The sequence below is a fragment of the Mesorhizobium japonicum MAFF 303099 genome (assembly GCF_000009625.1).
Classification (GTDB): Bacteria; Pseudomonadota; Alphaproteobacteria; order Rhizobiales; family Rhizobiaceae; genus Mesorhizobium; species Mesorhizobium japonicum.
Genome location: NC_002679.1, coordinates 57,788 through 78,078 on the forward strand (window position 1 = coordinate 57,788; position 20,291 = coordinate 78,078).

General features: G+C 59.8%; 25 protein-coding genes and 3 pseudogenes. 14 read left to right on the plus strand and 14 right to left on the minus strand.

Translation table 11 applies throughout. The features are described from left to right. The first annotated feature begins 16 nt into the window (after window positions 1–16). The 5 genes and pseudogenes from MAFF_RS38670 to MAFF_RS41035 all read left to right on the plus strand — a co-directional run. Window positions 17–783: pseudogene (locus tag MAFF_RS38670) on the plus strand (IS5 family transposase). A 151-nt stretch (window positions 784–934) separates the two neighbouring features. After that, the gene (locus MAFF_RS35120) at window positions 935–1,129 is read left to right on the plus strand and encodes a hypothetical protein (protein WP_010915757.1); all 195 of its coding nucleotides are present in this window, start codon (window positions 935–937) and stop codon (window positions 1,127–1,129) included. Then, window positions 1,126–1,473, plus strand: a complete 348-nt coding sequence (locus tag MAFF_RS35125; RefSeq protein WP_010915894.1) for a hypothetical protein — start codon at window positions 1,126–1,128, stop codon at window positions 1,471–1,473. The genes MAFF_RS35120 and MAFF_RS35125 overlap by 4 nt, the downstream gene beginning before the upstream one ends. Before the next feature lie 849 nt (window positions 1,474–2,322). Next, window positions 2,323–2,538, plus strand: a pseudogene (locus MAFF_RS35135) (ISKra4 family transposase); the annotation flags it as partial. Between the two features lie 238 nt (window positions 2,539–2,776). After that, a pseudogene (locus tag MAFF_RS41035) lies at window positions 2,777–3,145 on the plus strand (DNA -binding domain-containing protein); the annotation flags it as partial. Here the strand turns inward: MAFF_RS41035 and MAFF_RS41040 are convergent. Next, entirely contained in the window at window positions 3,059–3,256 is a 198-nt protein-coding gene (locus MAFF_RS41040; RefSeq protein ID WP_244420873.1) for a hypothetical protein, read from the minus strand. The pseudogene MAFF_RS41035 and the gene MAFF_RS41040 sit on opposite strands and share 87 nt — an antisense overlap. A 780-nt stretch (window positions 3,257–4,036) precedes the next feature. Here MAFF_RS41040 and MAFF_RS35145 point away from each other — a divergent pair. The 3 genes from MAFF_RS35145 to MAFF_RS41050 all read left to right on the plus strand — a co-directional run bounded on the left by MAFF_RS35145 (window position 4,037) and on the right by MAFF_RS41050 (window position 5,589). Beyond that, window positions 4,037–4,600 (plus strand): hypothetical protein, encoded by a 564-nt coding sequence (locus tag MAFF_RS35145; protein ID WP_044552315.1) that lies wholly within the window; start codon window positions 4,037–4,039, stop codon window positions 4,598–4,600. A gap of 32 nt (window positions 4,601–4,632) precedes the next feature. Beyond that, a complete protein-coding gene (locus tag MAFF_RS41045) occupies window positions 4,633–5,112 on the plus strand; it encodes a hypothetical protein (protein ID WP_010915755.1) in 480 nt (159 codons plus the stop codon). Window positions 5,113–5,280: 168 nt separating this feature from the next. Next, complete coding sequence (locus tag MAFF_RS41050) at window positions 5,281–5,589, plus strand: S8 family serine peptidase (protein ID WP_341872734.1); 309 nt, start codon at window positions 5,281–5,283, stop codon at window positions 5,587–5,589. A gap of 247 nt (window positions 5,590–5,836) precedes the next feature. Here the strand turns inward: MAFF_RS41050 and MAFF_RS35160 are convergent, their stop codons facing one another. Continuing rightward, the gene (locus MAFF_RS35160) at window positions 5,837–6,538 is read right to left on the minus strand and encodes an IS6 family transposase (protein ID WP_010916038.1); all 702 of its coding nucleotides are present in this window, start codon (window positions 6,536–6,538) and stop codon (window positions 5,837–5,839) included. 375 nt (window positions 6,539–6,913) lie between these two features. On the opposite strand from MAFF_RS35160, the gene MAFF_RS39635 reads away from it, so the two are divergent. Both MAFF_RS39635 and MAFF_RS41230 read left to right on the plus strand, forming a co-directional pair. After that, window positions 6,914–7,186, plus strand: a complete 273-nt coding sequence (locus MAFF_RS39635; RefSeq protein ID WP_048894850.1) for a hypothetical protein — start codon at window positions 6,914–6,916, stop codon at window positions 7,184–7,186. Window positions 7,187–7,743: 557 nt separating this feature from the next. Continuing rightward, window positions 7,744–7,878, plus strand: coding sequence for a hypothetical protein (locus tag MAFF_RS41230; protein WP_274609375.1), 135 nt, complete (start codon window positions 7,744–7,746; stop codon window positions 7,876–7,878). Window positions 7,879–7,924: 46 nt separating this feature from the next. Here the strand turns inward: MAFF_RS41230 and MAFF_RS35170 are convergent, their stop codons facing one another. Beyond that, the gene (locus MAFF_RS35170; RefSeq protein ID WP_010915776.1) at window positions 7,925–8,221 is read right to left on the minus strand and encodes a hypothetical protein; all 297 of its coding nucleotides are present in this window, start codon (window positions 8,219–8,221) and stop codon (window positions 7,925–7,927) included. A gap of 539 nt (window positions 8,222–8,760) precedes the next feature. After that, window positions 8,761–9,015 (minus strand): WGR domain-containing protein, encoded by a 255-nt coding sequence (locus MAFF_RS35175; RefSeq protein ID WP_010915775.1) that lies wholly within the window; start codon window positions 9,013–9,015, stop codon window positions 8,761–8,763. 562 nt (window positions 9,016–9,577) lie between these two features. Between MAFF_RS35175 and MAFF_RS35180 the strand changes: the two genes are divergently transcribed. After that, window positions 9,578–10,009 carry an antitoxin Xre-like helix-turn-helix domain-containing protein gene (locus MAFF_RS35180; protein ID WP_044552317.1) on the plus strand — a complete coding sequence of 144 codons (432 nt, stop codon included), beginning with the start codon at window positions 9,578–9,580 and terminating at the stop codon, window positions 10,007–10,009. Beyond that, window positions 10,006–10,488: an RES family NAD+ phosphorylase gene (locus tag MAFF_RS35185; protein ID WP_010915891.1), complete on the plus strand. Its 483-nt coding sequence runs from the start codon at window positions 10,006–10,008 to the stop codon at window positions 10,486–10,488. Before MAFF_RS35180 ends, MAFF_RS35185 begins: the two co-directional genes overlap by 4 nt. A gap of 306 nt (window positions 10,489–10,794) precedes the next feature. Here MAFF_RS35185 and MAFF_RS35190 read toward each other — a convergent pair whose 3' ends face one another. Further along, window positions 10,795–11,007 (minus strand): hypothetical protein, encoded by a 213-nt coding sequence (locus MAFF_RS35190; RefSeq protein ID WP_044552102.1) that lies wholly within the window; start codon window positions 11,005–11,007, stop codon window positions 10,795–10,797. A 380-nt stretch (window positions 11,008–11,387) separates the two neighbouring features. Here MAFF_RS35190 and MAFF_RS38695 point away from each other — a divergent pair, with 380 nt between their 5' ends. Further along, complete coding sequence (locus tag MAFF_RS38695) at window positions 11,388–11,774, plus strand: hypothetical protein (protein ID WP_010915890.1); 387 nt, start codon at window positions 11,388–11,390, stop codon at window positions 11,772–11,774. Window positions 11,775–12,119: 345 nt separating this feature from the next. Here MAFF_RS38695 and MAFF_RS39640 read toward each other — a convergent pair whose 3' ends face one another. From MAFF_RS39640 to MAFF_RS38705, 5 genes are all read right to left on the minus strand, one after another. Beyond that, the gene (locus MAFF_RS39640; RefSeq protein WP_044552106.1) at window positions 12,120–12,431 is read right to left on the minus strand and encodes a hypothetical protein; all 312 of its coding nucleotides are present in this window, start codon (window positions 12,429–12,431) and stop codon (window positions 12,120–12,122) included. An 824-nt stretch (window positions 12,432–13,255) separates the two neighbouring features. Further along, complete coding sequence (locus MAFF_RS35210; protein ID WP_010916037.1) at window positions 13,256–13,717, minus strand: MucR family transcriptional regulator; 462 nt, start codon at window positions 13,715–13,717, stop codon at window positions 13,256–13,258. Window positions 13,718–13,759: 42 nt separating this feature from the next. Then, on the minus strand, window positions 13,760–14,098 hold the full coding sequence (locus tag MAFF_RS39645) for a hypothetical protein (protein ID WP_157866226.1): 339 nt from the start codon (window positions 14,096–14,098) through the stop codon (window positions 13,760–13,762). A 235-nt stretch (window positions 14,099–14,333) separates the two neighbouring features. Next, entirely contained in the window at window positions 14,334–15,449 is a 1,116-nt protein-coding gene (ald, locus tag MAFF_RS35215) for an alanine dehydrogenase (RefSeq protein ID WP_010916036.1), read from the minus strand. Between the two features lie 148 nt (window positions 15,450–15,597). After that, window positions 15,598–15,864, minus strand: a complete 267-nt coding sequence (locus MAFF_RS38705) for a hypothetical protein (protein WP_010915773.1) — start codon at window positions 15,862–15,864, stop codon at window positions 15,598–15,600. A 566-nt stretch (window positions 15,865–16,430) separates the two neighbouring features. Between MAFF_RS38705 and MAFF_RS35220 the strand changes: the two genes are divergently transcribed. Further along, complete coding sequence (locus tag MAFF_RS35220; RefSeq protein WP_010915753.1) at window positions 16,431–16,679, plus strand: hypothetical protein; 249 nt, start codon at window positions 16,431–16,433, stop codon at window positions 16,677–16,679. 221 nt (window positions 16,680–16,900) lie between these two features. On the opposite strand, the gene panD is transcribed toward MAFF_RS35220, so the two are convergent. The 4 genes from panD to bioD are packed head-to-tail and all read right to left on the minus strand — an operon-like array spanning window position 16,901 to window position 20,285. Then, the gene (gene panD, locus MAFF_RS35225) at window positions 16,901–17,353 is read right to left on the minus strand and encodes an aspartate 1-decarboxylase (protein ID WP_010916035.1); all 453 of its coding nucleotides are present in this window, start codon (window positions 17,351–17,353) and stop codon (window positions 16,901–16,903) included. Window positions 17,354–17,410: 57 nt separating this feature from the next. Next, the gene (locus tag MAFF_RS35230; protein WP_010916034.1) at window positions 17,411–18,394 is read right to left on the minus strand and encodes a beta-ketoacyl-ACP synthase III; all 984 of its coding nucleotides are present in this window, start codon (window positions 18,392–18,394) and stop codon (window positions 17,411–17,413) included. Further along, entirely contained in the window at window positions 18,391–19,650 is a 1,260-nt protein-coding gene (locus tag MAFF_RS35235; protein ID WP_044552119.1) for an adenosylmethionine--8-amino-7-oxononanoate transaminase, read from the minus strand. The genes MAFF_RS35230 and MAFF_RS35235 overlap by 4 nt, the downstream gene beginning before the upstream one ends. Beyond that, a complete protein-coding gene (gene bioD, locus MAFF_RS35240; protein WP_010916032.1) occupies window positions 19,650–20,285 on the minus strand; it encodes a dethiobiotin synthase in 636 nt (211 codons plus the stop codon). The genes MAFF_RS35235 and bioD overlap by 1 nt, the downstream gene beginning before the upstream one ends. Window positions 20,286–20,291 lie beyond the last annotated feature (6 nt).

The following is a 20,291-nucleotide window of genomic DNA, read 5'->3' on the forward strand; positions in this document are numbered from 1 at the left end:
CTGATTCAGGCTCCACATGAGCCGATATGACCTGACTGACTTCGAATGGCGCGCGATCGAGCCGCTGTTGCCCAACAAGCCGCGAGGAGTGCCGCGCGTTGACGACCGCAGGGTGCTGAACGGCATCTTCTGGGTGCTGCGATCGGGTGCGCCATGGCGCGATCTGCCGGAGCGATACGGCCCGCGCACCACCTGCTACAATCGCTTCGTCCGATGGCGGAAAGCAGGTGTGTGGGACCGCCTCATGGATGCCATCACCAAAGCCCATGACGGCACGGTGCAGATGATCGACACCTCCATTGTTCGCGTCCATCAGCAGGGCGCGACGGCAAAAAGGGGGATCGAGATCATTGTCTCGGTCGTTCCCGAGGCGGGCTGACAACCAAAATCCATGCTCTTGTCGACGCCCAAGGCAGGCCGATTAAGCTGACGCTCACGGCAGGCCAGAAGAGCGACATCGCCTCCGCAGCGGACTTGATCAAGGAATTGCCGGAGGGTGCCATGCTACTCGCCGACAAGGGCTATGATGCCAACGCCTTGCGCAATGCTGTCACCGAGCGAAAGGCATGGGCCAACATTCCGCCCAAGGCCAACCGCAAGGACGCGATCTGCTTCAGTCCCTTCCTCTACAAGGCGCGCAACCTCGTCGAACGCTTCTTCAACAAGGCCAAGCAATTCCGTCGTATCGCAACCCGATACGACAAGCTGGCTGAGAACTATCTTGCCGCCCTCAAACTCGTCGCAATCCGCATCTGGCTACGCGGTAATGAGTCTACGTCCTAATATGGCGGTGCCGCGACAAGGCCACAGGGCGGTTCGTCGACGACTACTACTGCAACGGCGAGCCCCTGATCGACAGCACATGGCCAGGTTGGTCGGCCTAGGATGGCCGAACTGGCCGCCTTGCGGTGGCGCCTATCAATAGGAGGGGAGAATGTTCGAAGTCGGAAGAGACTACCGGATCACCATGATCGTCGCGGTTCCGGGCGCCTGGAGCGATGAAACCAGCACTTGGACCGTGGCGGCAGTTGACGCGACCCTGGTGAAACTCACCAACCCATACAACCCCGACATGATCCTTAACACAGCTTCCTGGCATTTCGTACGCGCTGAGCTAGTGAAGGTGTGAAGCTCGCGCGCGCTGCGATCGGCCTCGTGCTCTTGTCGGCCTGCTCGGAAAGCAAGCCGGTGCAGCCAATGGTGATATTCTGCGAGAACGCGATCCGGGAAGTCATAGCTGCCCCATCCTCATATATGCAACTCGAAGCCGAGGAAGATTGGAACACCCAGAAGGCCCTAGTCGAATTCGACGCCCAGAACCCTTACGGAGCAACCGTCAGATCGATAGCTGCCTGTGGGTTTGATCGGGAGCTTGGCATCACGGCGATGGTGATCGATGGGCGTTCCGTTGAGGTTCCGCAACACCTTCGATCAACAGAGTGGAAGCCCGGTCCGCTGCCGAGTTTCGATTGAAAACCGACCCGCGTCCGGTATCGGTGTGTCGGCCGCTGCTCCTGGTCAAGCCGGCCAAGGGCATCATCCAATACAGTGAGCACGTTGAGTGTGGCGGCGTCGACTTCTACACTGGCGTCGAGAAGTAGGGCCTAGAGGGCTTGGTCTCGAAGCGTCGGAACAGTCCCTATCGCAGCGGCCGTCCGACATCTGGGTCAAGACCAAATGCTGGGAGATCAGCGATTTCGAATTAGTTGGTCTGAAACGGGAGACCGGGCAGCAGACCGTTGGGCTCATGCCACGGGAGGGCAAATATGCCGGTCCCGCTACCATTGCGCTGACCAAACAGATGCGTGAACGGCTGATGGAGCGCGTTCGCAAGGGTAGACCACCAGAGGGTCTTCCGGAGGCGATCACGGGGCCAGAGGTGGAATAGCTCAAGCCTGCTATCAAAGCGCGGGTGCGCTATCTGCGTGGCGAGAACAAGCTGCGCCACGCTACGCTGCATGGGCTGCTGGACGACTAGTCGTGAGCTCTCAACGGAACCTAAAGTCTGTCAGCATCCTATGGCGTCATGAGCACTCGTGGCACCAACTTCCTGTATCAGTGGATCTCGGCAATATGCCCGAGACGGTCGGCGCAGATATCATCTCGGGTGACCGTGACGCCGCTTGGAGGGGAGCATGAGGATTTGTGGGGCGGGCTGGAACGACGTATGTCGTCACCATTGAATTTCGACGGGACCGGCGGATTTGAAAAGGGCAAAACGGGCAGCGACGAAAACTGCCGGAGAGGCGGCAGCCTCGGAGGATGAGATTTTCATCCTGCAATTCCGCATCTGGCTGCACGACGTGAGCCCGATGGTGTGGCGTATCCTCGGCCTTCGTCGAGGCAACCGTCAATGCCGTCATCAGCAAGCGGTTCGCGAAAAAGCAGCAGATGCAGTGGAGCAGGATCGGTGCGCATCTTCTGCTGCAAACCCGGACGCAGACCCTCGACGGCTCCCTGCGCTCGACCTTCCAGCAATGGTATCCCGGAATGGCGAACGACAATCACGAACCAGACGAAACAGCTCTCGCCGCATAACCGCCCCACAGTTCCTCATGCTCCCCAGCAGGCTTACACTCCTTCTCACCAACCTTTTCTTGACGTGGTCGCGCCGGCCGATGACCTGTCACGCTGGGGTGTCCTATTTCGCGGAGTCCCATGGGCGAAATTCGGTCGTATTCTGGTCTCCGCGCTGGTGCGCCCATGTGTTGCCAATCATTGCAGAACAACTGTCTGCATCATGGGGGACATTGCCGTTCGAACTCTCGGGATTGCCATGTCGTGCGACGGTCCTGTCGGCGCCCGACATGTTCTTCTTCACAATGCGGAGCATACTCTCCAGCTCGCCGTCTCTGGCGCCGATATCTTGCACCCTGTTTACCTCCGTACCGAGGCGATCTGGCCCGCCACGCTTTCCAAGCACCGCCTGAGGGCGCTCGAGTGCCCTAATGCTCTAAGTCTGGGTCAACATCTGCCCGCCCGCTTGTTTCCGCCGGAAAAACGCGGTCCCCGTCTAACCTTCGTTCTTCGTGCGCTCGACGGCGCACTTGCTGGGGCGTCACATCGCGAGCTCGCCGATGCTCTGGTTGGTCAACGGCGCGTCAATGCCGACTGGGGGGATCCTCGCGATCATCTGCGCGACCGCATTCGCCGCGCCGTCTCTCGTGGCCGCGCCCTCATGAATGGAGGCTACAAAGATTTCCTTCTTTAGTGACAGGCCGCTCTGCACGTCAGCCGGCGAACGGTCCGGAGCCAAATCCGGTCACCACCAGTTTGCGCTCGATGCCGGGAGGCACGGTCGGCATTGTCCTATGGCCGACAATGTCAAGTACGCGACGTAGAGCAAGGCGACCCTCGGTTGTTTTTGGCTTGGCACGGGACATGCAAGCTATTGCGCAAAACGCACGGACTGAGTGGTCCCACGGCCACGAAAGTCGCTGACATACGCCACCTCCCAAGGCGTACCCCGGCCCGGCAGCGAGCTCAGTCTCCCTGCCGGGCATGCCTTTCAGACATACTCGCGGCCGGAACTTCAAATTAGGCGCCGTAATGTCCGGCTGCAGAGGATTGCGAATGGAATATGAAGCCCGTTTCGAGAGCTCTCCGATGGCACCTGGCGGGAGCGCGCTGGGAGCGTTCCTGTGCGCAAATGGTTTCACGCTCAGCTTGCTCGACGACATCCGACAATTGTGTCGACTTTGTCGGCTTTACGACACGGCTTGGTTGGCCGGTGTCTTGGACGTTTTTTTCTAAGCCGCTGAAAGCAAACATACAATGGCTTTCCCCGGCGCCGTATCTAGATTGGCATGAATTTTGTTTTGTTCCGTTGAGAGAGCCGGAGCTGCTCGCCAGGGAATAGCGAAGCTGGCTCGGCAAAATTGAGGATCACTGATTTGTTGCGAATGAACACGTTGCCCGTCGGGTGCCATGCGTCTGCGGCGAGGGCCCCCAGAGGATTTGAAGATGCGGCGAGGGACTGCAGTACTCAATTCGACCGCAAATGATTTGCTGGCGGGTCAAAGAATGGACGTTGCAGATGCGCATTGGCACGACGGCGGGTTTCGTCCTGTTCGTGATGGCATTCTTCGTCAGCGCGATGACTGCGAACGGACAGGAGACCAGCCTTGTCGGCATTTACCAGGGTTCGGAGCTAACCGCCGCCGCCAACCATCTGGGACGAGGCGGATACGAGCTGTCGGATGGAACCCAAGTGTCTTTCGACAAGTGGTACCATAGCAGCTGGGTCGATATGCGATTTGAAATGTTGACTCAGCTATCGGACGATTTCGGTATCCTGTGGGGCGCGAGCACCGGTCAGCGTGCCGAAAAGGTCCGAATCGAGCCGGGTGTGAAAGTCGGCTTTATTTTGCAAAAGCGACCGACAGCATCCACGACGCTTTCTCTCACCATCAGTTCAATTTTGGGCGGGAACCTGACGGAACGACCTTGCACAGCTGACTATGGCGCCATCGGCGGTGTGCAGATGGTGAATTGCCGGCTGGCCGCGTCGCAACTGCGGCCCTCGGACAGTTTGAAATATCTGACAAACCTCGAGCCAAGCCGATGGAAATTCGACCTTCGGTTCAGGGGTGAATTCTAGCGATGGTGCAAGGAAGGCCGTAGATTTCGTTGATGAAGAACAATCAGATAGGGAAGTTTATTATGCACAAAACACAATTGTTCCCGACCGGTTTCGTTGCCGGTCTTGTAGCGTGCCTGTTGGCGGCCCCCGGTTTCGCGGATGATCTCGATGCCGGCGTCAGCGGCAAAGGAACGACCGTTACTCCAGCCGCGGAAAGCAGTAGCTCGGGCTGTCCACAAAATGCCGACGGCACATTCTGCTGGATGAGCCCGGATATTGGTGAAGCATGGACATCAGGCTTTATCGGTTCCGGCGTATCGATAAATGTCATAGATGACTTCAAGGAACAGCCATTTGATGCAGACCTCGGTCGCGGTAGGCAGACGCAGCGACATGGAGATTGGGTCGCTGAAATTGCCGGCATGGTCGCCCCTGGCGCAAACATATTCAAGTATGACTATCTCGAGGGGTCTTCGATCGGGCTGCAGGACGGCCTCAATATCATCAATGCGAGCTACCGCATTATATAGCCACTGAGCCAGCATCCGCGCGAGCAGGCGATCGTCGATGCCGCCTGGGCGGGCACTGCCATCGTCACAAAGAGTGCCGACAACCGCAGCAACGAGGTAGGTAGGCCGCACGAAGGGGATTTCGATGAGCTAACCCTCGGGCTGATCGGGGCGCCATCGGCAATCTTTGTGGGTGCGCTCGACCATAATGGCACTCCCGGGAACAAGACACGGCTGGCCCGATACTCCAATTATCCCGGCTCAAATCCCGAAGTGCGGAACCAGTTCCTCACGGTGGGGGTCGAGAGTGACAAGACTGGGCTAACCGGCACGTCTTTTGCGGCGCCTGTAGTTGCAGGTTATGCCGCCATCCTTGGCAGCAAGTTCACGTCCGCAACTCCGACACAGATCACCAATCAGCTGCTGGATACAGCCAGGACCGACACGCTCGTCAACTATGATCCGGCGACTTATGGACGCGGGGAGGCCAGCCTTTAGAGGGCACTGGCACCCGTTTCGATCAGGTAGACGAACAGTTCGATCGAGCAGCTGAATTTCTGGGAGGCGTTCAGAGCCACAAAATCACCTCCCAGAATTCGCCTCAGCAACTGTGCGGTTCCCGCGGATCCAATCGCAAACAAGGGGCCATTTCTGGCGACGTATCTGTTGCCGGCAAACAAGGCCGTATAGAGGTTCCGTTGCAAATTTTCATACCGGCACAGAAACTGAGGGGGCGGCAAGAGCTTCACGCTGCGGCGATGATTTCAAACTGTTCAGCAATCGACGGATTTGGATTGTAGGCGTACCTCGCCTGCCGTTTGCGCATCATGTGGATCATCTCGACTCCAGCCAGTGTTGCAGTCGCGCTTGCGAATGACTTGAAACCGAGCATCGGCCGCACCCGGCGCTTGATACGCCGATGGTCCTGCTCGATGCGGTTGTTGAGATATCGGCTCTGGCGGATGCCAATCCGTTTGGGAGCGCGCCGGGAGGGACGGCGCAGTCGGTTTTCGGCATCGCACGAGACGAGCGCCTCGCGGTTGGTCTGGCTGCCGTCGATGACCACACGCGCGGGCCGCCCATGGCGTTCAAGCGCTTTTCGGAAAAACCGTTTGGCCGCCAGCAGGTCCCGGTGTTCGCTGAACCAGAACTCGACGGTGTCGCCGGCGCTGTCGATCGCGCGATAGAGATACATCCACTTTCCGCGAACCTTGATATAGGTCTCCTCGACATGCCATTTTCTGGTCACCGCGCGCTTGCGTCGATTGAAACGCTCCAGCAGCCGAGGCGAGAAGTGAACGACCCAGCGGTGGATCGTCGAATGGTCGACGCCGATGCCACGCTCCGCCATCATTTCCTTCAGGTCGCGCAGGCTCAGGCCATAGGCCAGATACCAGCGCACGCACAGCAGGATTACGGACTGGTCGAAATGGCGGCCCTTGAACATGAACAACTCTCCGGCAAAATGCCGGTCACCTATGACACGCCGGCCGTAAGCGAAAAGTTTGCAACGGAACCCATCTCGCCAGCCGGCGGGAAGCATTAGGATCCGCCAAAGAAGCAAGATGGACTCTAACCAGAGTTTAGCGGCCGAGAGCCGCCTTAAACAGACCGGGCCGGTTCATCTTGCTTCAACCACATCATCCGAGGTGCATAGTTTTGGGAGCCCGGATTCTCGCTTGTCGTTTCACTCATTATGCTTCATCAAAGGGCACTTTGCTGAGCGATGCCTTTCGCGAGACGCGGCCATGTTCTTTCGTTGGAAACTCACTCACCAGCGGCGTTGGATGCGCTGAGGATGTCTTGGGGAGAGTGACGACGCTTGCAGATCTTCGACAGGATTGACTCGCTGATTGACGCAGAAGATTTCGGGGCCGCGATCGAAGAGACGCGCGTCCTGCTGCTTCAATTCGAACAAAGGTCTGATGCGCTCACACATGCGATCGACGACTTTCTGCTCGATCTGATGACGCTGGCGTTCATTGGTGAATGTTACGGACGCGGCTTTGAACTTTTGGCGCGAACGCTTGCCCGTAGAAGACTGGCAAAGGTCAGGCTTCTGTCGGGAGGGGTCGACTCAGCCAGGGCGAAATGACCCCAAAAGCCTGATGGCTGAAGCGGCGGTCGCCCGGCGTTGCGCACAGTGACGAAGGTAATGGTACCGCCAAAAAACAGGGCCATCGGAAAACCGAAGCCCTTTAGGTGTGAAGGTCAAAACCTTCGGAGGGGAACAGCTGATACGATGGAATGGGAGGAAACCATCGCGTGCATCAGCTGCAGGCTTAATGGCTAAAAGTTGCGCAATGCGCAAACACATTTTGTGCAGTGCAGCTATGCAAGAACGGAGAGGCTCCCTCCTTCCCCCAAATTTTCGCCTGGAATGTTCGTGCTGGTCCCCTGTGTGCGTGCCCGGTGCAATGCGGAGGTTACCTGAAAAGCGTGATCCCGGCAGGGAGGCTTTGCCTCGTGCCGCTCGCAAGATTTGTCTACATAGGCGCTCGTCCAGCTCTAACAACAGGGTGAACCATCATCGCTCGATCGGCTTTTTCGATCTCGAATATTTCGGTCATCGCTTGAGTTGTCGCTACAGCACTATCCGGATGCGGACCGGCGCGGATAACGAGATCGAGCTCCGCATGACCGTGACGCCGCTTGGAGCCGTCTCCCCGCCTCGACACGCCTCTCGACGATCTCGAGGTGAGGGGAGCGCTTGCGGTCGTCAGCGCCGAGGTGGAGGCAGCGCTAGCGACCGACATCGGTCGCAGCGACGAAGCCAAGATCACTTGAACGTAGGGCGACTCCGATCGGGCAGATGAGGGGATCGTGTTGCCCATCAATGCACTGCCGGCTTGGACAAGGGCAGCTCCCTGAGGATCTTGTTGATGATCTTGCGGAGCTGCCGCCAAGTGGAGAGGTTTCGTTCGTCCACCCGCTCCTCAATGGCCGTCAGCGTCCAACCGACGCAGGCAATATCGTCCACCGCCATATAGGTATCAGACCGCTTGATGCAGGCCGCGATGCGCGGGCGGGCATCGCCACTATCCTTCGGGATGCTGGCAACCAGGGTTTGCGCTTCTTGATAGGCGAGCGCGATACGCTGCCGATCCTCGGGACCGCTTTCCAGGATCATGCGGCAAGTCCACGCGAGGGTGTTCGATATTTCCTCGGATTCATCCCTCATTTCGGATCGGATTCCAATGAAAAGTCCCAAAATGTGGAGGAGGGCAGGGGGCGAGCTCGAACTGCCGGGCCATGCCGCGCCCCATCGCGTTCTTTCCCATGTCTCGATCAAAAGCTCCTCGTTCTACAAGTGGGCCGATTACCTGAAGAACGCCGCTCCTGGCAAGGCAGCTGATTTCGGTTAGATGGATCAAAGATGATTGGCAGATTATCGCTATGCAGGTTGCCGGATCCCGGCCATGAGGTCGACTTGCTTGAGGCGAGCAGCCGGTGTTTCCCCCTTCGAGCGGATTCGCAGGATCTGGTTGGCAGCCATGGTCAAAACCCCGCTCAAACCGCATCGAACGCCCTGAACTTCGGATCCGCATAGTGGCGGAGCTTGCTGCGTGTCGGTTGTAATCGCGTTCTTCCGACATGATCTCGTCGTCTCGTCGGAGAGGGACCGATAACGGCGCCCCCGCAAAGTTCATGCGCGAGCAAGATGCGCCCTCAAGCGGCGCCGTTATCGCGATATCCACGTCGGCGCTTCGAGCGTTCAAGTCGCTTCGACGCGGAATCGGCGTCGTCGCGGCTGTCGAATGTCTCCATCATCGATTGGCCATTCTTGCCGATCCGGCCCCAGTTGCGGATCATGGAGGCACCGCCAAACAGGGTAGGCTGGATCGCGAGCGTATAGAAGCGACGCATGTTCTGCGCCGGATCGATGCGGCGAAGATGAACCGAGCCTGTCTCCTCTTTCTCCATGGCCGGATTCTCGCTTCCTTCGGAAGCGGCGTCCAACGACTTTCATGAATCGGTCCGTCGCCACGGATTCATCATCTTGATGGATCAGTGGCACCAGCGTCAGCGCTCACGCCCTTACCGCCATTCGCGGATGATGCGTTTCATGATCGCTTTGAACATCTCGCGGTCTTCGCCGCGACAGCGAACGCCGACATGCCCCATTTCGAGTGTATCCAATCGAAAACCGGGGCTTGAACTCTTGCATTGATACCGGCGTCAGGCTCCCTCCAGACAATAAGCAAGGGTTGCTTAAGTCGCATGTGCCGCCGTCAACGCCGAAGCTCGCCGACAGGAGTGGGCTTGTAGGTGCTGCGCTGGCCAGGACACTGCACTCGTCAGCGGCAATTTCGACATGATTGTCATTGTCGTGTTTTCGGCTTGGCCGATTGCTGATGGCGACTGAGCGCACGGCGTGACAGCAAAAATGACAGGGTAGCCGTTGGCGATCGGTTCGCGTCGGAGCAGGGCTTGCACGGCGCACCATGTGAGGCTATATCGTGCCTCACATGGGATGGAGAGTGATATGCTAGCGTTCGGCAATGTCGCAGACGTGTTGGGGTTGCCCGTTAAAGAGGTGGCGGCGCGGTCGCCTTTCGGGCTGATCTCGCGGATCGAGGATGGACTTCCCATTGGGGCGCTAGAGCGCGTTGCGCATCTTCTGGCGCCTGGCGATGCCCAGTTCAAGTACCGGCTGATCCCTAAGGCGACCTATGAGCGGCGCAAGATGGCACATCGCCTCTCCTCGGACGAAGGCACACGATTGGCCCGCGTGGCGCGCGTCTGGGGGCTTGCTGTCGATGTCTGGCAGAACGAAGAGGAAGCACGCGATTTCTTGTTTCGGCCGCACCCGATGATTGAGGACAAGCGACCGATCGACGTCGTTATCCTGAGCGAGTTCGGCGCCGAAATAGCGGTCGATATCCTCGGAAGTCTGAAGTATGGCAGTGCTGCGTGACGGCGCAGACTCTTGATCGCACGCTATCGTCCTTTCGCATCGGCGATCCGGCCGGCACCTACCCGATCTTCGATGCGACCGGCTCGACAATTGCGCCAGGGCGATGGAATACGCCTGGAAGTCCTGTCATCTACACCAGCGAGCACTATTCGACGGCCCTGTTGGAAAAGCTGGCGCATGGCAGCGGCCGACTGCCGCCCAACCAGCACTACATCGAAATCTCAATCCCGCGCGGACTGAGCTACGAGGTCTTTTCCCAGCCGTCACTGCCCGGCTGGGACACGATGCCGCCGACGGTGAGCAAGGGATTTGGCGAGGCTTGGTGTTCAGAACGGCGCAGCGTCATCCTGCTGGTGCCGAGTGTCGTGGCGCGTCTCGATTGCAATGTGCTGATCAATCCAGCGCATCCGGAGTTTTCAAGGATCCAGACAAGTCTGCACCAGCCCGTCTACTGGGACCGGCGGCTGTTTGGGGCGTAAGGGGGAGATTGGGTTCTCTGATCGCGGCTGGCAGGTGGAACCCTATCTTCTCTGGAGGTCCGCGCTATGCGATTACAGAGGGAGCGAGTGAGGCCGCGGTGCAACCGGCGCTCTGCTGAGCGGCCCGAGACGGGCAGCTGCGGGTCGATAGTATCCGGGCACGTCCTCGACCAACTTCTTGGTACAGCGGTAGACGACATAGGCCAGAGTGCCGATGACGAGCAGACAGAATATGGTTGCAGGCTGCATTTGGCTTCCCCTCCGACCCAGTCGCACCAGGGCAGATTGAGAGCGGCGAAGCTTCCGCTAACGCGCGCCTTTCTCCGATATTCTGGCGATGCATTCCTCCAGGCATTCGAGGCGGAACTTCGCATTGCGGAGTTCATGTCCGGCTTCGAAACGTCGATGGCGCCCTTGTGGTGTGGTCGCCATGAGGTCGCGCTCCAGTTCCGCAATGCGCGCACGCACCTGCCGAGCGTCGTCCTGACGCAACGCCTTGATCCAATCCCGCCCGCGCATCAATCTTCCTGCCAGCACCCACCCAAAAAAGCCATGCGGGTTTATCCATCGAGACCCTAATTTCCGGCAAGCCGAAACGCTCGTAATTTAACTTTGGCTATTTTAGCGAAGACAAAGAGGTTCTTGGGAAAAGGGCGGCGGCGCTTGGGACGACGAACGAAGTGATATCAGAAGGACGTCCGTCCTATCTGCCATCTTCGGCTCTGATGTCCGCGCAATCTGTTTGAGGAGCGATGCAACGGCTTTGGGCATCCCGCGGACAAGCGAAGTAGCGCCGATCAAGCGCAGTTGCGATGTAGGCATCGGGAGCGGGGTTGGTGTGTGGATAGTCAGCCCTGGCCTATTGTCCATTGAGCCAACCGGCGCGCATTTTCGCAGCCATGGTGGCGGAGCATGTTGAATTGGCGCTGTTTGAGCAGTCACTCGGCAATATCGAAGGCCTGCATCGACCGTTCTGTGATCGTGTGGCTGACGCTGCCGAGAAAACCGCCGGCTCGGTTCTTTTCGATGTCCGTGTCGACGGCGATATCTGCGTTCAGCGCATGGCTGCGATTGGATATGGCGTCACCGGCACGGCAATAATCGTAATGGAGAAGAATGGACAACTTAGATGCGCATCGGTAAACGGCGACACCGCTCTTTTGGTGGCAGAGTTGGCTGCCTGGGATGCGTCTCCGCTGCGTGAGCGAGCGAAGATTGACCCCTGCGGAACGGCCATCATCCTGCTAGCGAAGCTTCGAAGCTCAGGTCACTTCGCCGTTCTCTAACCGGCTAAGCGCCGCTTCCTACCTTGCGGGCAAAGCAGCGGCGAGACAATGTCCGGGTGCAAGTGTGCCTGGCGTCCAACTCGTCAATTTCACCGGCTATCGAAAACACTCTAAGCAGATGGCGCGGCGGCGATGAGGCAGCAGGCGCGCGAACGGCCGCCAGCAGCAGCCTCTCGGCAGTGAGACCCGGCTTCGTCGCCGTCCTCAAACTGCTCACGGTGAACGCGGGCGCGACTGGCTCCGGCGGGATCGATCCGAACCACCCTGGCATCACCTTCGGCCCCCGCGACCCGGGCTTGCTGCTCGCAGAGCAGCATCGGTCTTCGGTGCGTGAGTAGTCGGGCTTCAAGACGGTGCCTTCGATCCATCCGGCACCGGCTCTTCCTCAGCCGTCGGCGGCTGCGGAAGCGACGCGTCCAACATGTTCATATACTCGGGGTCGGAACCAGCGTCACCGGTGATGAGCACAGGCGGAGAACGAACATCTTCAAGGAAAATCGGCCGGCGCGTCGCCTCAGAGATCACACCGTCCGCCTTCGCTTTCGCAATATCGCTCGTGATGGCGACCAGGTCGATGCCGCCCCAGATCGACTGTGGCCGCTTCACGAGCCCACGCTTCTGTTTGATCTCGACGACAAAGGGCCGCTGCTGCCTCATAGTGTTCTCGGCGGGTTTCAGGGAAGTTGCGAACGTCGTCTAGGCTGGACGCAGGCCTTCGCCCACCCGCCCCAGCGCGTTCTCCAACGGTTTTCGAAGACGTTGCTGTCGTCCAAGCCACGACTGAAGTGGCTCACCGCCGGCGCCTGGGCCCAAGCTCCCGATCTCTTGTCCTGCTGTCAGCATGACCGCCATGACGATCATATCGCCCACGCAGCCGCCTTTATTGGGCCCATCGCGAAGTCGCAAAATATGCAGAATACAATGAAGATGGTCACCACCCTGGTCCATACTCCCATGTTCCCGAGTATGTCAGATGCGTCCAACACATTTTTGGAATCGGTGACGGGCGACCGATTCATGCTGCTGATGGACTAGAGCGTCAGCATGGCGGCCACAGCGGCCGATCGGCCACCCTTCGAGCTGCCGCTCGATCATATTGATCAACTGTCGGGCGGCCGGAAGTCACGGATGGGTTGCGGCCCGGCAACCGATCGCCGACTCGGTCGATCCGGAAGCCGAGCTTGGCGCCCATGCAGATTGCGAAGGAGGTAAGAAACCTGCCGTGACCTGAGACCCTGGCGCGTCCTAATTGCAAAGGTTTACGGTCACTCGAGGAAGGACTGACTGATGGCCGCTCGATAGGAGCGGGCGAGAACAAGGCTCAACCGGAACGCTGGAGTAAGCAGATTGCTGCAAGCCGGCGCGAACCCTGGGGGAAACCAAGCTGTTTGAAAGGGAAGGCGGGGTTGGTTCCCCGCCTTTTCATATTCCGCGCAGACTTTGTCTGTTGCGCGCGCCACAACGAACCTCGAGAGATAAAGTCAGGCTGCGGCTTTCTTGCGGGTCCGCTTGGCCAGCTCCGTTTCCGGCTCTTTCGGTTTGCGGCCGAGCCCCATCGTCTTGGCCAACGCCGAGCGCTCTGCGGCGTAATTCGGCGCGACCATCGGATAATCTCCCGATAGACCCCATTTGGCGCGATATTCGTCCGGCGTCAGCCCAAAATCGGTCGACAGATGGCGCTTTAGCGATTTGAATTTCTTTCCGTCCTCAAGGCAGATGATGTAGTCCGGGGTCACCGACTTCTTGATCGGGACTGCAGGGTTAAGGACCACCGGCTCTTTTGCGGAGACGCTGCCGGCCGTGCCTTTCAGTGCTGTGTGCACTTGGCCGATCAGGGCAGGGAGTTCACCTATCGGGACCGGATTGTTGGAGACATAGGCTGAGACGACATCGGCGGTGAGCTCGATGAGAACGTCGATGTTGTTGTCGGCTTCTTCTGTCATGGAACTCTCCGGGTGGCTTGAAAGACAGCTGGCGAAGTGTCGCTACATAGTGGCGGTTGCTGTTGAAAGCAATAAAGCCCCGGCAAGACGTTTGCCATGCTCGTCCTGCACCGTGGTCAATAGCGACGCATCCCGCCGTCTTGCTCGTGCTGATCCGACCGCGGTTGGAGCATCCATGCTCGATGTGATGAGGAGGCGATCCTGAAACGCTGCCAAGCCCGTTCTAGGATCTCTTCTATGCTGAAGATCGGAATAGTTCATTCGGGAGAATTCATGTCCGGCGCGCTCGACAATGGCTGCCCCGAGAGCAGAGCTGGCCGCCTGTAAAGCAGCAGGATCGAACTCACAATGATCTGGGATCTGGTCGAGACGATTGAACAAGCATGTCGGGCGCCAAGGCGCGTGCTCACGGGGAGAGGCCCGGTGCCCAGCATCTGGAAGAGCCGGCGGCTGGCGCGTTCAGCTTCATCCTCGACCAGGCTTCGCCCCGACGACCTGCACCGCGACATTGACGGAAAGGGGAGGGGGAAGACGCCTCTGGCCAATCGTCGCCAAAAAAAGCCCGCCGGAAACGAACCGGCGGGCAACAACAGCAAGTTGACTTTTTCTGGGTGTATCAGGCGGCCAGAACAGCTTTCGGCTCGACCAGTTCGTAGCCCAGCGCTTCGGCCACCGCACGATTCGTGATCTTGCCCTTGTGGACATTGAGGCCGTTGCGCAAATGATGGTCGTCGACCAGCGCCTTGAGGCCTTTGTCGGCAAGCTGCAGGCCGTAGTGCAGCGTCGCATTGTTCAGCGCATGGGCCGAGGTGACCGGCACAGCGCCTGGCATGTTGGCGACGCAATAGTGGATGACGCCGTCGACCTCGTAGGTGGGCTCGGCGTGAGTCGTCGCATGCGAGGTCTCGAAGCAACCGCCCTGGTCGATGGCGACGTCGACCAGCACCGAGCCCTTCTTCATGCCGGACAGCATTTCGCGGGTGACGAGCTTGGGTGCGGCAGCACCCGGGATCAACACGGCGCCGACGACGATGTCGGCCGAGAAGCATTCTTCCTCGAGCGCCTCGACGGTCGAATAGCGGGTGTGGACGCGGCCGGCGAAGAGGTCGTCGAGCTGGCGCAGACGCGGGATCGAGCGGTCGATGATGGTGACGTCGGCGCCAAGACCGGCGGCCATGCGGGCCGCGTGGAGACCAACGACGCCACCACCGAGCACGGTGACCTTGCCGGGCAGCACGCCGGGCACGCCGCCGAGCAGCACGCCGCGGCCGCCATTGGCCTTCTGCAGCGCCGTCGCACCGGCCTGGATCGACAGGCGGCCGGCGACTTCCGACATCGGCGCGAGCAGCGGCAGGCCGCCGCGATCGTCGGTCACGGTCTCGTAGGCGATCGCCGTAACGCCCGAAGCGAGCAGCCCCTTGGTCTGTTCCGGATCCGGAGCCAGGTGAAGATAGGTGTACAGGATTTGGCCGTCACGCAGCTGCACCCACTCATTGGGCTGCGGCTCCTTGACCTTGACGATCATGTCCGACTTGGCGAACACGTCGGCGGCGGTCTTGGCGATGGTGGCGCCGGCAGCGCGATAGGCGTTGTCATCGGCGCCGATGCCGGCGCCGGCACCGGTCTCGACCAGCACTTCGTGGCCATGCGCCACATATTCGCGGACCGAGCCGGGCGTGAGGCCGACGCGATATTCGTGGTTCTTGATTTCTTTGGGGCAACCGACACGCATTGTCTTCTCCTGATCCGGGCCCTTTTGGGCTCACTCCCTGTATGGTCGGAGTGAACCACGAATCGGTGCGCAGGTGTTTGCGAATGCGCTTGCGCGGACAGGCTTGTTTCGATAATCGTTGCGCGAACGAGTAAGCAATTCGCAGGATTCACGAAAACTGCCGCTCGACACGATTGATATCGCCATTCTTGAGACTTTGCAGAAGGATGGCAGGATATCGAAACGATGCTCGCCGGATCCAGTCCGGCTTGAACCATTGCTCTGCATGACGGCTTGACAAGACGAGCGGGGCGATCGTGACGCGCTGCTGAAAAAACGCGGGTTGCCGACGATGTCTTGTTGCCCACTGGTCGCGATCTGTTTGCGCCGCCGCGATTAGATTGACTGAAGGACCGCCACTGTCGTCCGGCCGCATCCATCTGCAGCCCCTCTGCGCCAGCGTTTCACAGACGAAAAACCCGCCGCTCCTGAGGGCAAGAGCGGCGGGCTTTTTGCAGAGCTACTCGAACTGAATACGCGTTCCCATTCACATTAGCTGCGGATAATTAAGGCCGCATTAACATGCAAAATTCGGGCATCTAAATCGATCCGAATGCCAAGTTGCTGCGGGCTCGGAGGTTCCGAGCCGAAATCGCTGTTCCCGTCCAATCCATAAAGCGTCAACTAACAGAAAATCCGCGCTTGACGTTACGTAAGCTGTCGTGTTTTTCGCTGTGCGGGGAACGACTTCCAGTCTCGGTCCGGGCGACGAAAATGAGGGGCAGCAATGGTGGCTGGCGAACCAAACGACGTGCGCGTCAAGTGTTGCGGTGGGGGATGGGCCGTCCATATTGTTGAGGACGGCAAACTGACAGTTCTTCGGTTCAAGACACAGCCTCCCGCCGAGAATTTCGCCGATGAGCAACGAGCCAGGCTCGGCCTCGCTAGCAGGCCACCGATTGACGAACGCTGATATCTTCATCGGATTTAGGGAGACGTCGGATGGCTAGTGAGCCTTTGGCGCCGGCGGGAGAAACACATCGCCGAAGGGCCATTTCAATGCTGCTTGCGGCCGTTTGGCCGGCCATATTTGCGATGATGGTTGGCACCGCTGCCGACGCGGAAGACGACTATGTGGCCTGCTTGATCGACCCGGCGGCAAAAATCATGAAGAGCCAGGTCGTCAAGGACCCGGCCGCAGCGCTGGAAAAAGCAGCAAGAATTTGCAAGCCGCCACCGCAGGTAACCTGAAACAGGGGTCGAACACGCAAAATACATTGAGTCGCGTCGCTGTTCGAGCATCATGGAGATGCGAGACATTGCGCCATCTCATGAAAGCCCGCCGTGCCGAAAGGCTACCGGACTCCTTTCGAAGCCGGAGTGTCAGCGGCTACGGCAGGTTTTAGATCCCCTCTTCAGCGCCGAACAAGTTGCAACGGGGGAGAGGCCGTCACACATATGCGGAGCGCAAGTCACGCGCCAGAGACCAGGGCGGGAATGGCCAAAGCCTCATCCGCCTCATCAAGGATGGAGAAACAGTATCGGCCATCTGGGTCGAGATCGACCGAGTAGCTCAGGCGGTCGAGTATGTTGTTATCCTGGTCGAACGTGACGATCCGCGGCTTCAGCGAGGTAATGTGCGCTTCGTCCAGATAGATGGAGTTGCAGACAATGATCTGGTCGCCGGGCTGGCAGGTGCGGGCAGCTGCTCCGTTTAGAATACAGCATCGTGAGCCGCGCTCGCCGAGGATGACATAGGTCGAAATCCGCGCACCGGAATTCTTGTTCCAAATCTCCACGAATTCCATGGGCAGGATCCCTGCTTCTTCGCAGTGGTCTGGGTCGAGCGTTATCGAACCATGGTAATCGAGGTTTGCTTCGGTGACGTGGATGCCGTGCAGCTTGCCGGCGACTATTTTGCGCATTGGTTTTGTTGTCCCTATTCATCATGCAAGGTTAATCTTGGCAGCGGGTCGCCCCCGCTAGATTCCGACGACGAGAGCGCCGCCGCTGAGACCGGCACCCGCGGCTGCCAGAAGAATCTTCTCGCCAGACCGGAACGGTTCCGTCTGGTTGGCCAGCGAGAGCGACAGCGGGATCGTCGCGGCGGAAGAGTTGCCATAGTTGGCGATCGTCTTGACGATTGCCTGATCCGCTATGCCCAGGCTCCTGCCGACCGCATCGAAAATGCGGCTATTCGCCTGATGCGGCACGAACCGATCGATGTCTTGCGGCCGCATTCGCGCTGCGGCGAGCGCGTCCTGCGAGCAGGCGGTCATCATCTCAACAGCCTTGCTGAACACTTCGCGGCCGTCAGTGATCGTCATCCTGGTCTGCGCGAGGTCGAGGTCGCTATGAAACGGCGTGTTGCTTCCTCCAGCGGGTATCTGGATAAGCCCGTAGCGCGAGCCGTCGGAATCCACCGATGCGCCGAGGATGCCCCGCTCGGGATCCTCGCAAGGACCAATCACCAGGGCGCCGGCAGCGTCGGCAAACAGAACCGCGCTGGCTCGCTCGGCCGGGTTGATGCGGCGGCTGAGGATGTTGGCGGCAATGACCAACGCTGGTTTGCCGTGCAGGCGGGTGAACCCGTCGGCAAACATCAGCGCATAGATGAAGCCAGCGCAGGCGGCGGTCAGATCGACCGCCCCTGCGCGACCAACGCCGAGATTGTGCGCGACCAGGGGTGCACTGGGCGGCAGAAGGTGGTCGGGTGTCGAGGTGGCAAGCAACAGCAGACCGATGTCGCTTTGGTCAATACCGGCGTTCGCCAGCGCCATGTCGCCGGCTTGCGCGGCAAGGCCCGACAGCGTGTCTTCGTCCGTTGCCCAGAAGCGCGAACGAATTCCGGTACGCCGCTCGATCCAGCCCGGCTCGAGGCCGAGATTGTTCTCGATCTCGGCATTCTCCACTTTGCGCCCGGGCGCATGATGGCCGAACCCGAGAATGCGCGACGACTTGCTCATGGCCTAGACCCGAAGCGTTCGGCGGCCTCCTCGATGGCGTCATAGAGTCCGTCGAGTTCGTCGCCGGTGATGCAATAGGGCGGCATGAGATCGAGCACGTTGCCGAGCGGACGCACGAGCAGTCCGCGCTCAAGGAAAAAAGCGCGCAGCTTCGGCCCGATGTCGGCCAGATAGCCGGCGGAGCTCGTGCGCAGATCGAGGGCTGCGATCGTGCCGGTAACCCGGCTGTCGGTGAAGCGAGGGTTGTCGCCAAAGCGCCGAAGCCCGGCGGCCTGCATCGCACTCAACGCCGCGATCCGCTCGGCCACCGGCTCGTCCCGCCAGATCTCGACATTGGCAAGTGCTGCCCCGCAGGCAATCGGATTGGCGGTGTAGGAACTCGAGTGGAAAAATGTCTTCTTCCGGTCCTCGGAATAATGAGCCTGGAAGATCGCATCGGTGGCAAGCGTTGCGGCCAGCGGGATGGTGCCGCCGGTCAAGCCTTTCGAGGTGCACAGGATATCTGGAGAAATCGATGCCTGCTCGCAGGCGAACATGGTTCCGGTGCGCCCCCAGCCGGTCATCACCTCGTCGGTGATCAGCAACGTGCCAGAGGCCTCAGTGATTTTCTTCAATTCGGCCAGAACCCAGGCCGGATACATCTGCATGCCTCCGGCGCCAAGCACGAGCGGCTCGACGATCAGCGCGGCGGCACGCCGGTCGCGGGAGACTGCCTCGAACCGATCCAGCGTCTCCTGCTCTTGCCCGGCGGCAGGGAAGGGGATGGTGTCGACCTCGAACAGCAAGGGTTCGTAGGCGGCGTTGAACACACCGCGGGCGCCGACGCTCATCGTGCCGATGGTGTCGCCATGATAGCTGTGCTCCATGACGACGATGCGCGAGCGCGGCGCGCCGATGTTGCGGAAATAGCCGAGCGCCATCTTCAGCGCGACCTCGACGGAGGTCGAGCCGCTGTCTGAATAGAACACCCAGTCAAGGCCGGCGGGAGCAAGGCCGACAAGTGCCCTGGCCAGACGTTCCGCCGGCTCGTGCGTGAAGCCGGCGAAGATGATCTGGTCGAGGCTCGCCGCGGTCGTCTCGATGGCCTTGATGATGCGGGGATGGCGGTGGCAGTGGGTAACGACCCACCAGGAGGAGATGGCATCCAGGATGCGCGTGCCGTCGGCCTTGTGGAGGTAGGCGCCTTCCGTCCGGGCGATTTCAGGGATGGCGAGCTCGAGCGCGTGCTGGGTGAAGGGATGCCAGACGGGGGACATCAGTGATCTCCCGGACACGAGGCGAAGGCAAATCCGGCAATCATTGCCGCTCTTAACGTTTTGTCCGTCAGCGGATCGAGATAGGGCAACCTGCCAAGCTGCGGTACCCCACCCATTTCCACGATTGTCCGTTGCGTATCGACCATCTCATCACCGATGAAAGCGATTCCTGCCAGGGGGATGGAGCGAGCGCGCAGGGCCTCGATCGACAGCAGGGTGTGGTTGATTGTGCCGAGGGTGGTGCGGGCGCACAGAATGACCGGCAGCTGCCACTCAGCGAAGATGTCGATGAACCTTGTCTTTCGATTGAGCGGCACCATCAGGCCGCCCGCGCCTTCGATGACGAGTGGTGTTGGCAGGAGGGGAAAAGAAAGATCGGCAGCTTTGATCGCAACACCGTCGATCTCGGCCGAACGATGCGGCGAAAGCGGGCTCTGCAAGCGGTAGGCTTCCGGCAGCACGCGCCCGGCGGGCAAGCCGGAAAGCCGGGCAACGACCTCGCTGTCGGTTTCCTCGTCGAGGCCCGATTGCACCGGCTTCCAGTAGAAGCCGTCGAGCAGGCCGGCCAATCCCGCCGAAAACACCGTTTTGCCGATGCCGGTATCGGTTCCGGCGACGACAACGCGCTTGGTCATGTCGCC

Excerpts from the sequence above, each read along its gene's own strand:
- MAFF_RS35120 (WP_010915757.1), top strand. The coding sequence starts at position 935 with ATGTTCGAAGTCGGAAGAGACTACCGGATCACCATGATCGTCGCGGTT.
- MAFF_RS35145 (WP_044552315.1), top strand. The coding sequence starts at position 4,037 with ATGCGCATTGGCACGACGGCGGGTTTCGTCCTGTTCGTGATGGCATTC.
- MAFF_RS41045 (WP_010915755.1), top strand. The coding sequence starts at position 4,633 with ATGAAGAACAATCAGATAGGGAAGTTTATTATGCACAAAACACAATTG.
- MAFF_RS35160 (WP_010916038.1), bottom strand. The coding sequence starts at position 6,538 with ATGTTCAAGGGCCGCCATTTCGACCAGTCCGTAATCCTGCTGTGCGTG.
- MAFF_RS35170 (WP_010915776.1), bottom strand. The coding sequence starts at position 8,221 with ATGATCCTGGAAAGCGGTCCCGAGGATCGGCAGCGTATCGCGCTCGCC.
- MAFF_RS35175 (WP_010915775.1), bottom strand. The coding sequence starts at position 9,015 with ATGGAGAAAGAGGAGACAGGCTCGGTTCATCTTCGCCGCATCGATCCG.
- MAFF_RS35180 (WP_044552317.1), top strand. The coding sequence starts at position 9,578 with ATGCTAGCGTTCGGCAATGTCGCAGACGTGTTGGGGTTGCCCGTTAAA.
- MAFF_RS35190 (WP_044552102.1), bottom strand. The coding sequence starts at position 11,007 with ATGCGCGGGCGGGATTGGATCAAGGCGTTGCGTCAGGACGACGCTCGG.
- MAFF_RS38695 (WP_010915890.1), top strand. The coding sequence starts at position 11,388 with ATGGTGGCGGAGCATGTTGAATTGGCGCTGTTTGAGCAGTCACTCGGC.
- MAFF_RS39640 (WP_044552106.1), bottom strand. The coding sequence starts at position 12,431 with ATGAGGCAGCAGCGGCCCTTTGTCGTCGAGATCAAACAGAAGCGTGGG.
- MAFF_RS35210 (WP_010916037.1), bottom strand. The coding sequence starts at position 13,717 with ATGACAGAAGAAGCCGACAACAACATCGACGTTCTCATCGAGCTCACC.
- ald (WP_010916036.1), bottom strand. The coding sequence starts at position 15,449 with ATGCGTGTCGGTTGCCCCAAAGAAATCAAGAACCACGAATATCGCGTC.
- MAFF_RS38705 (WP_010915773.1), bottom strand. The coding sequence starts at position 15,864 with ATGCGGCCGGACGACAGTGGCGGTCCTTCAGTCAATCTAATCGCGGCG.
- MAFF_RS35220 (WP_010915753.1), top strand. The coding sequence starts at position 16,431 with ATGGCTAGTGAGCCTTTGGCGCCGGCGGGAGAAACACATCGCCGAAGG.
- panD (WP_010916035.1), bottom strand. The coding sequence starts at position 17,353 with ATGCGCAAAATAGTCGCCGGCAAGCTGCACGGCATCCACGTCACCGAA.
- MAFF_RS35230 (WP_010916034.1), bottom strand. The coding sequence starts at position 18,394 with ATGAGCAAGTCGTCGCGCATTCTCGGGTTCGGCCATCATGCGCCCGGG.
- MAFF_RS35235 (WP_044552119.1), bottom strand. The coding sequence starts at position 19,650 with ATGTCCCCCGTCTGGCATCCCTTCACCCAGCACGCGCTCGAGCTCGCC.
- bioD (WP_010916032.1), bottom strand. The coding sequence starts at position 20,285 with ATGACCAAGCGCGTTGTCGTCGCCGGAACCGATACCGGCATCGGCAAA.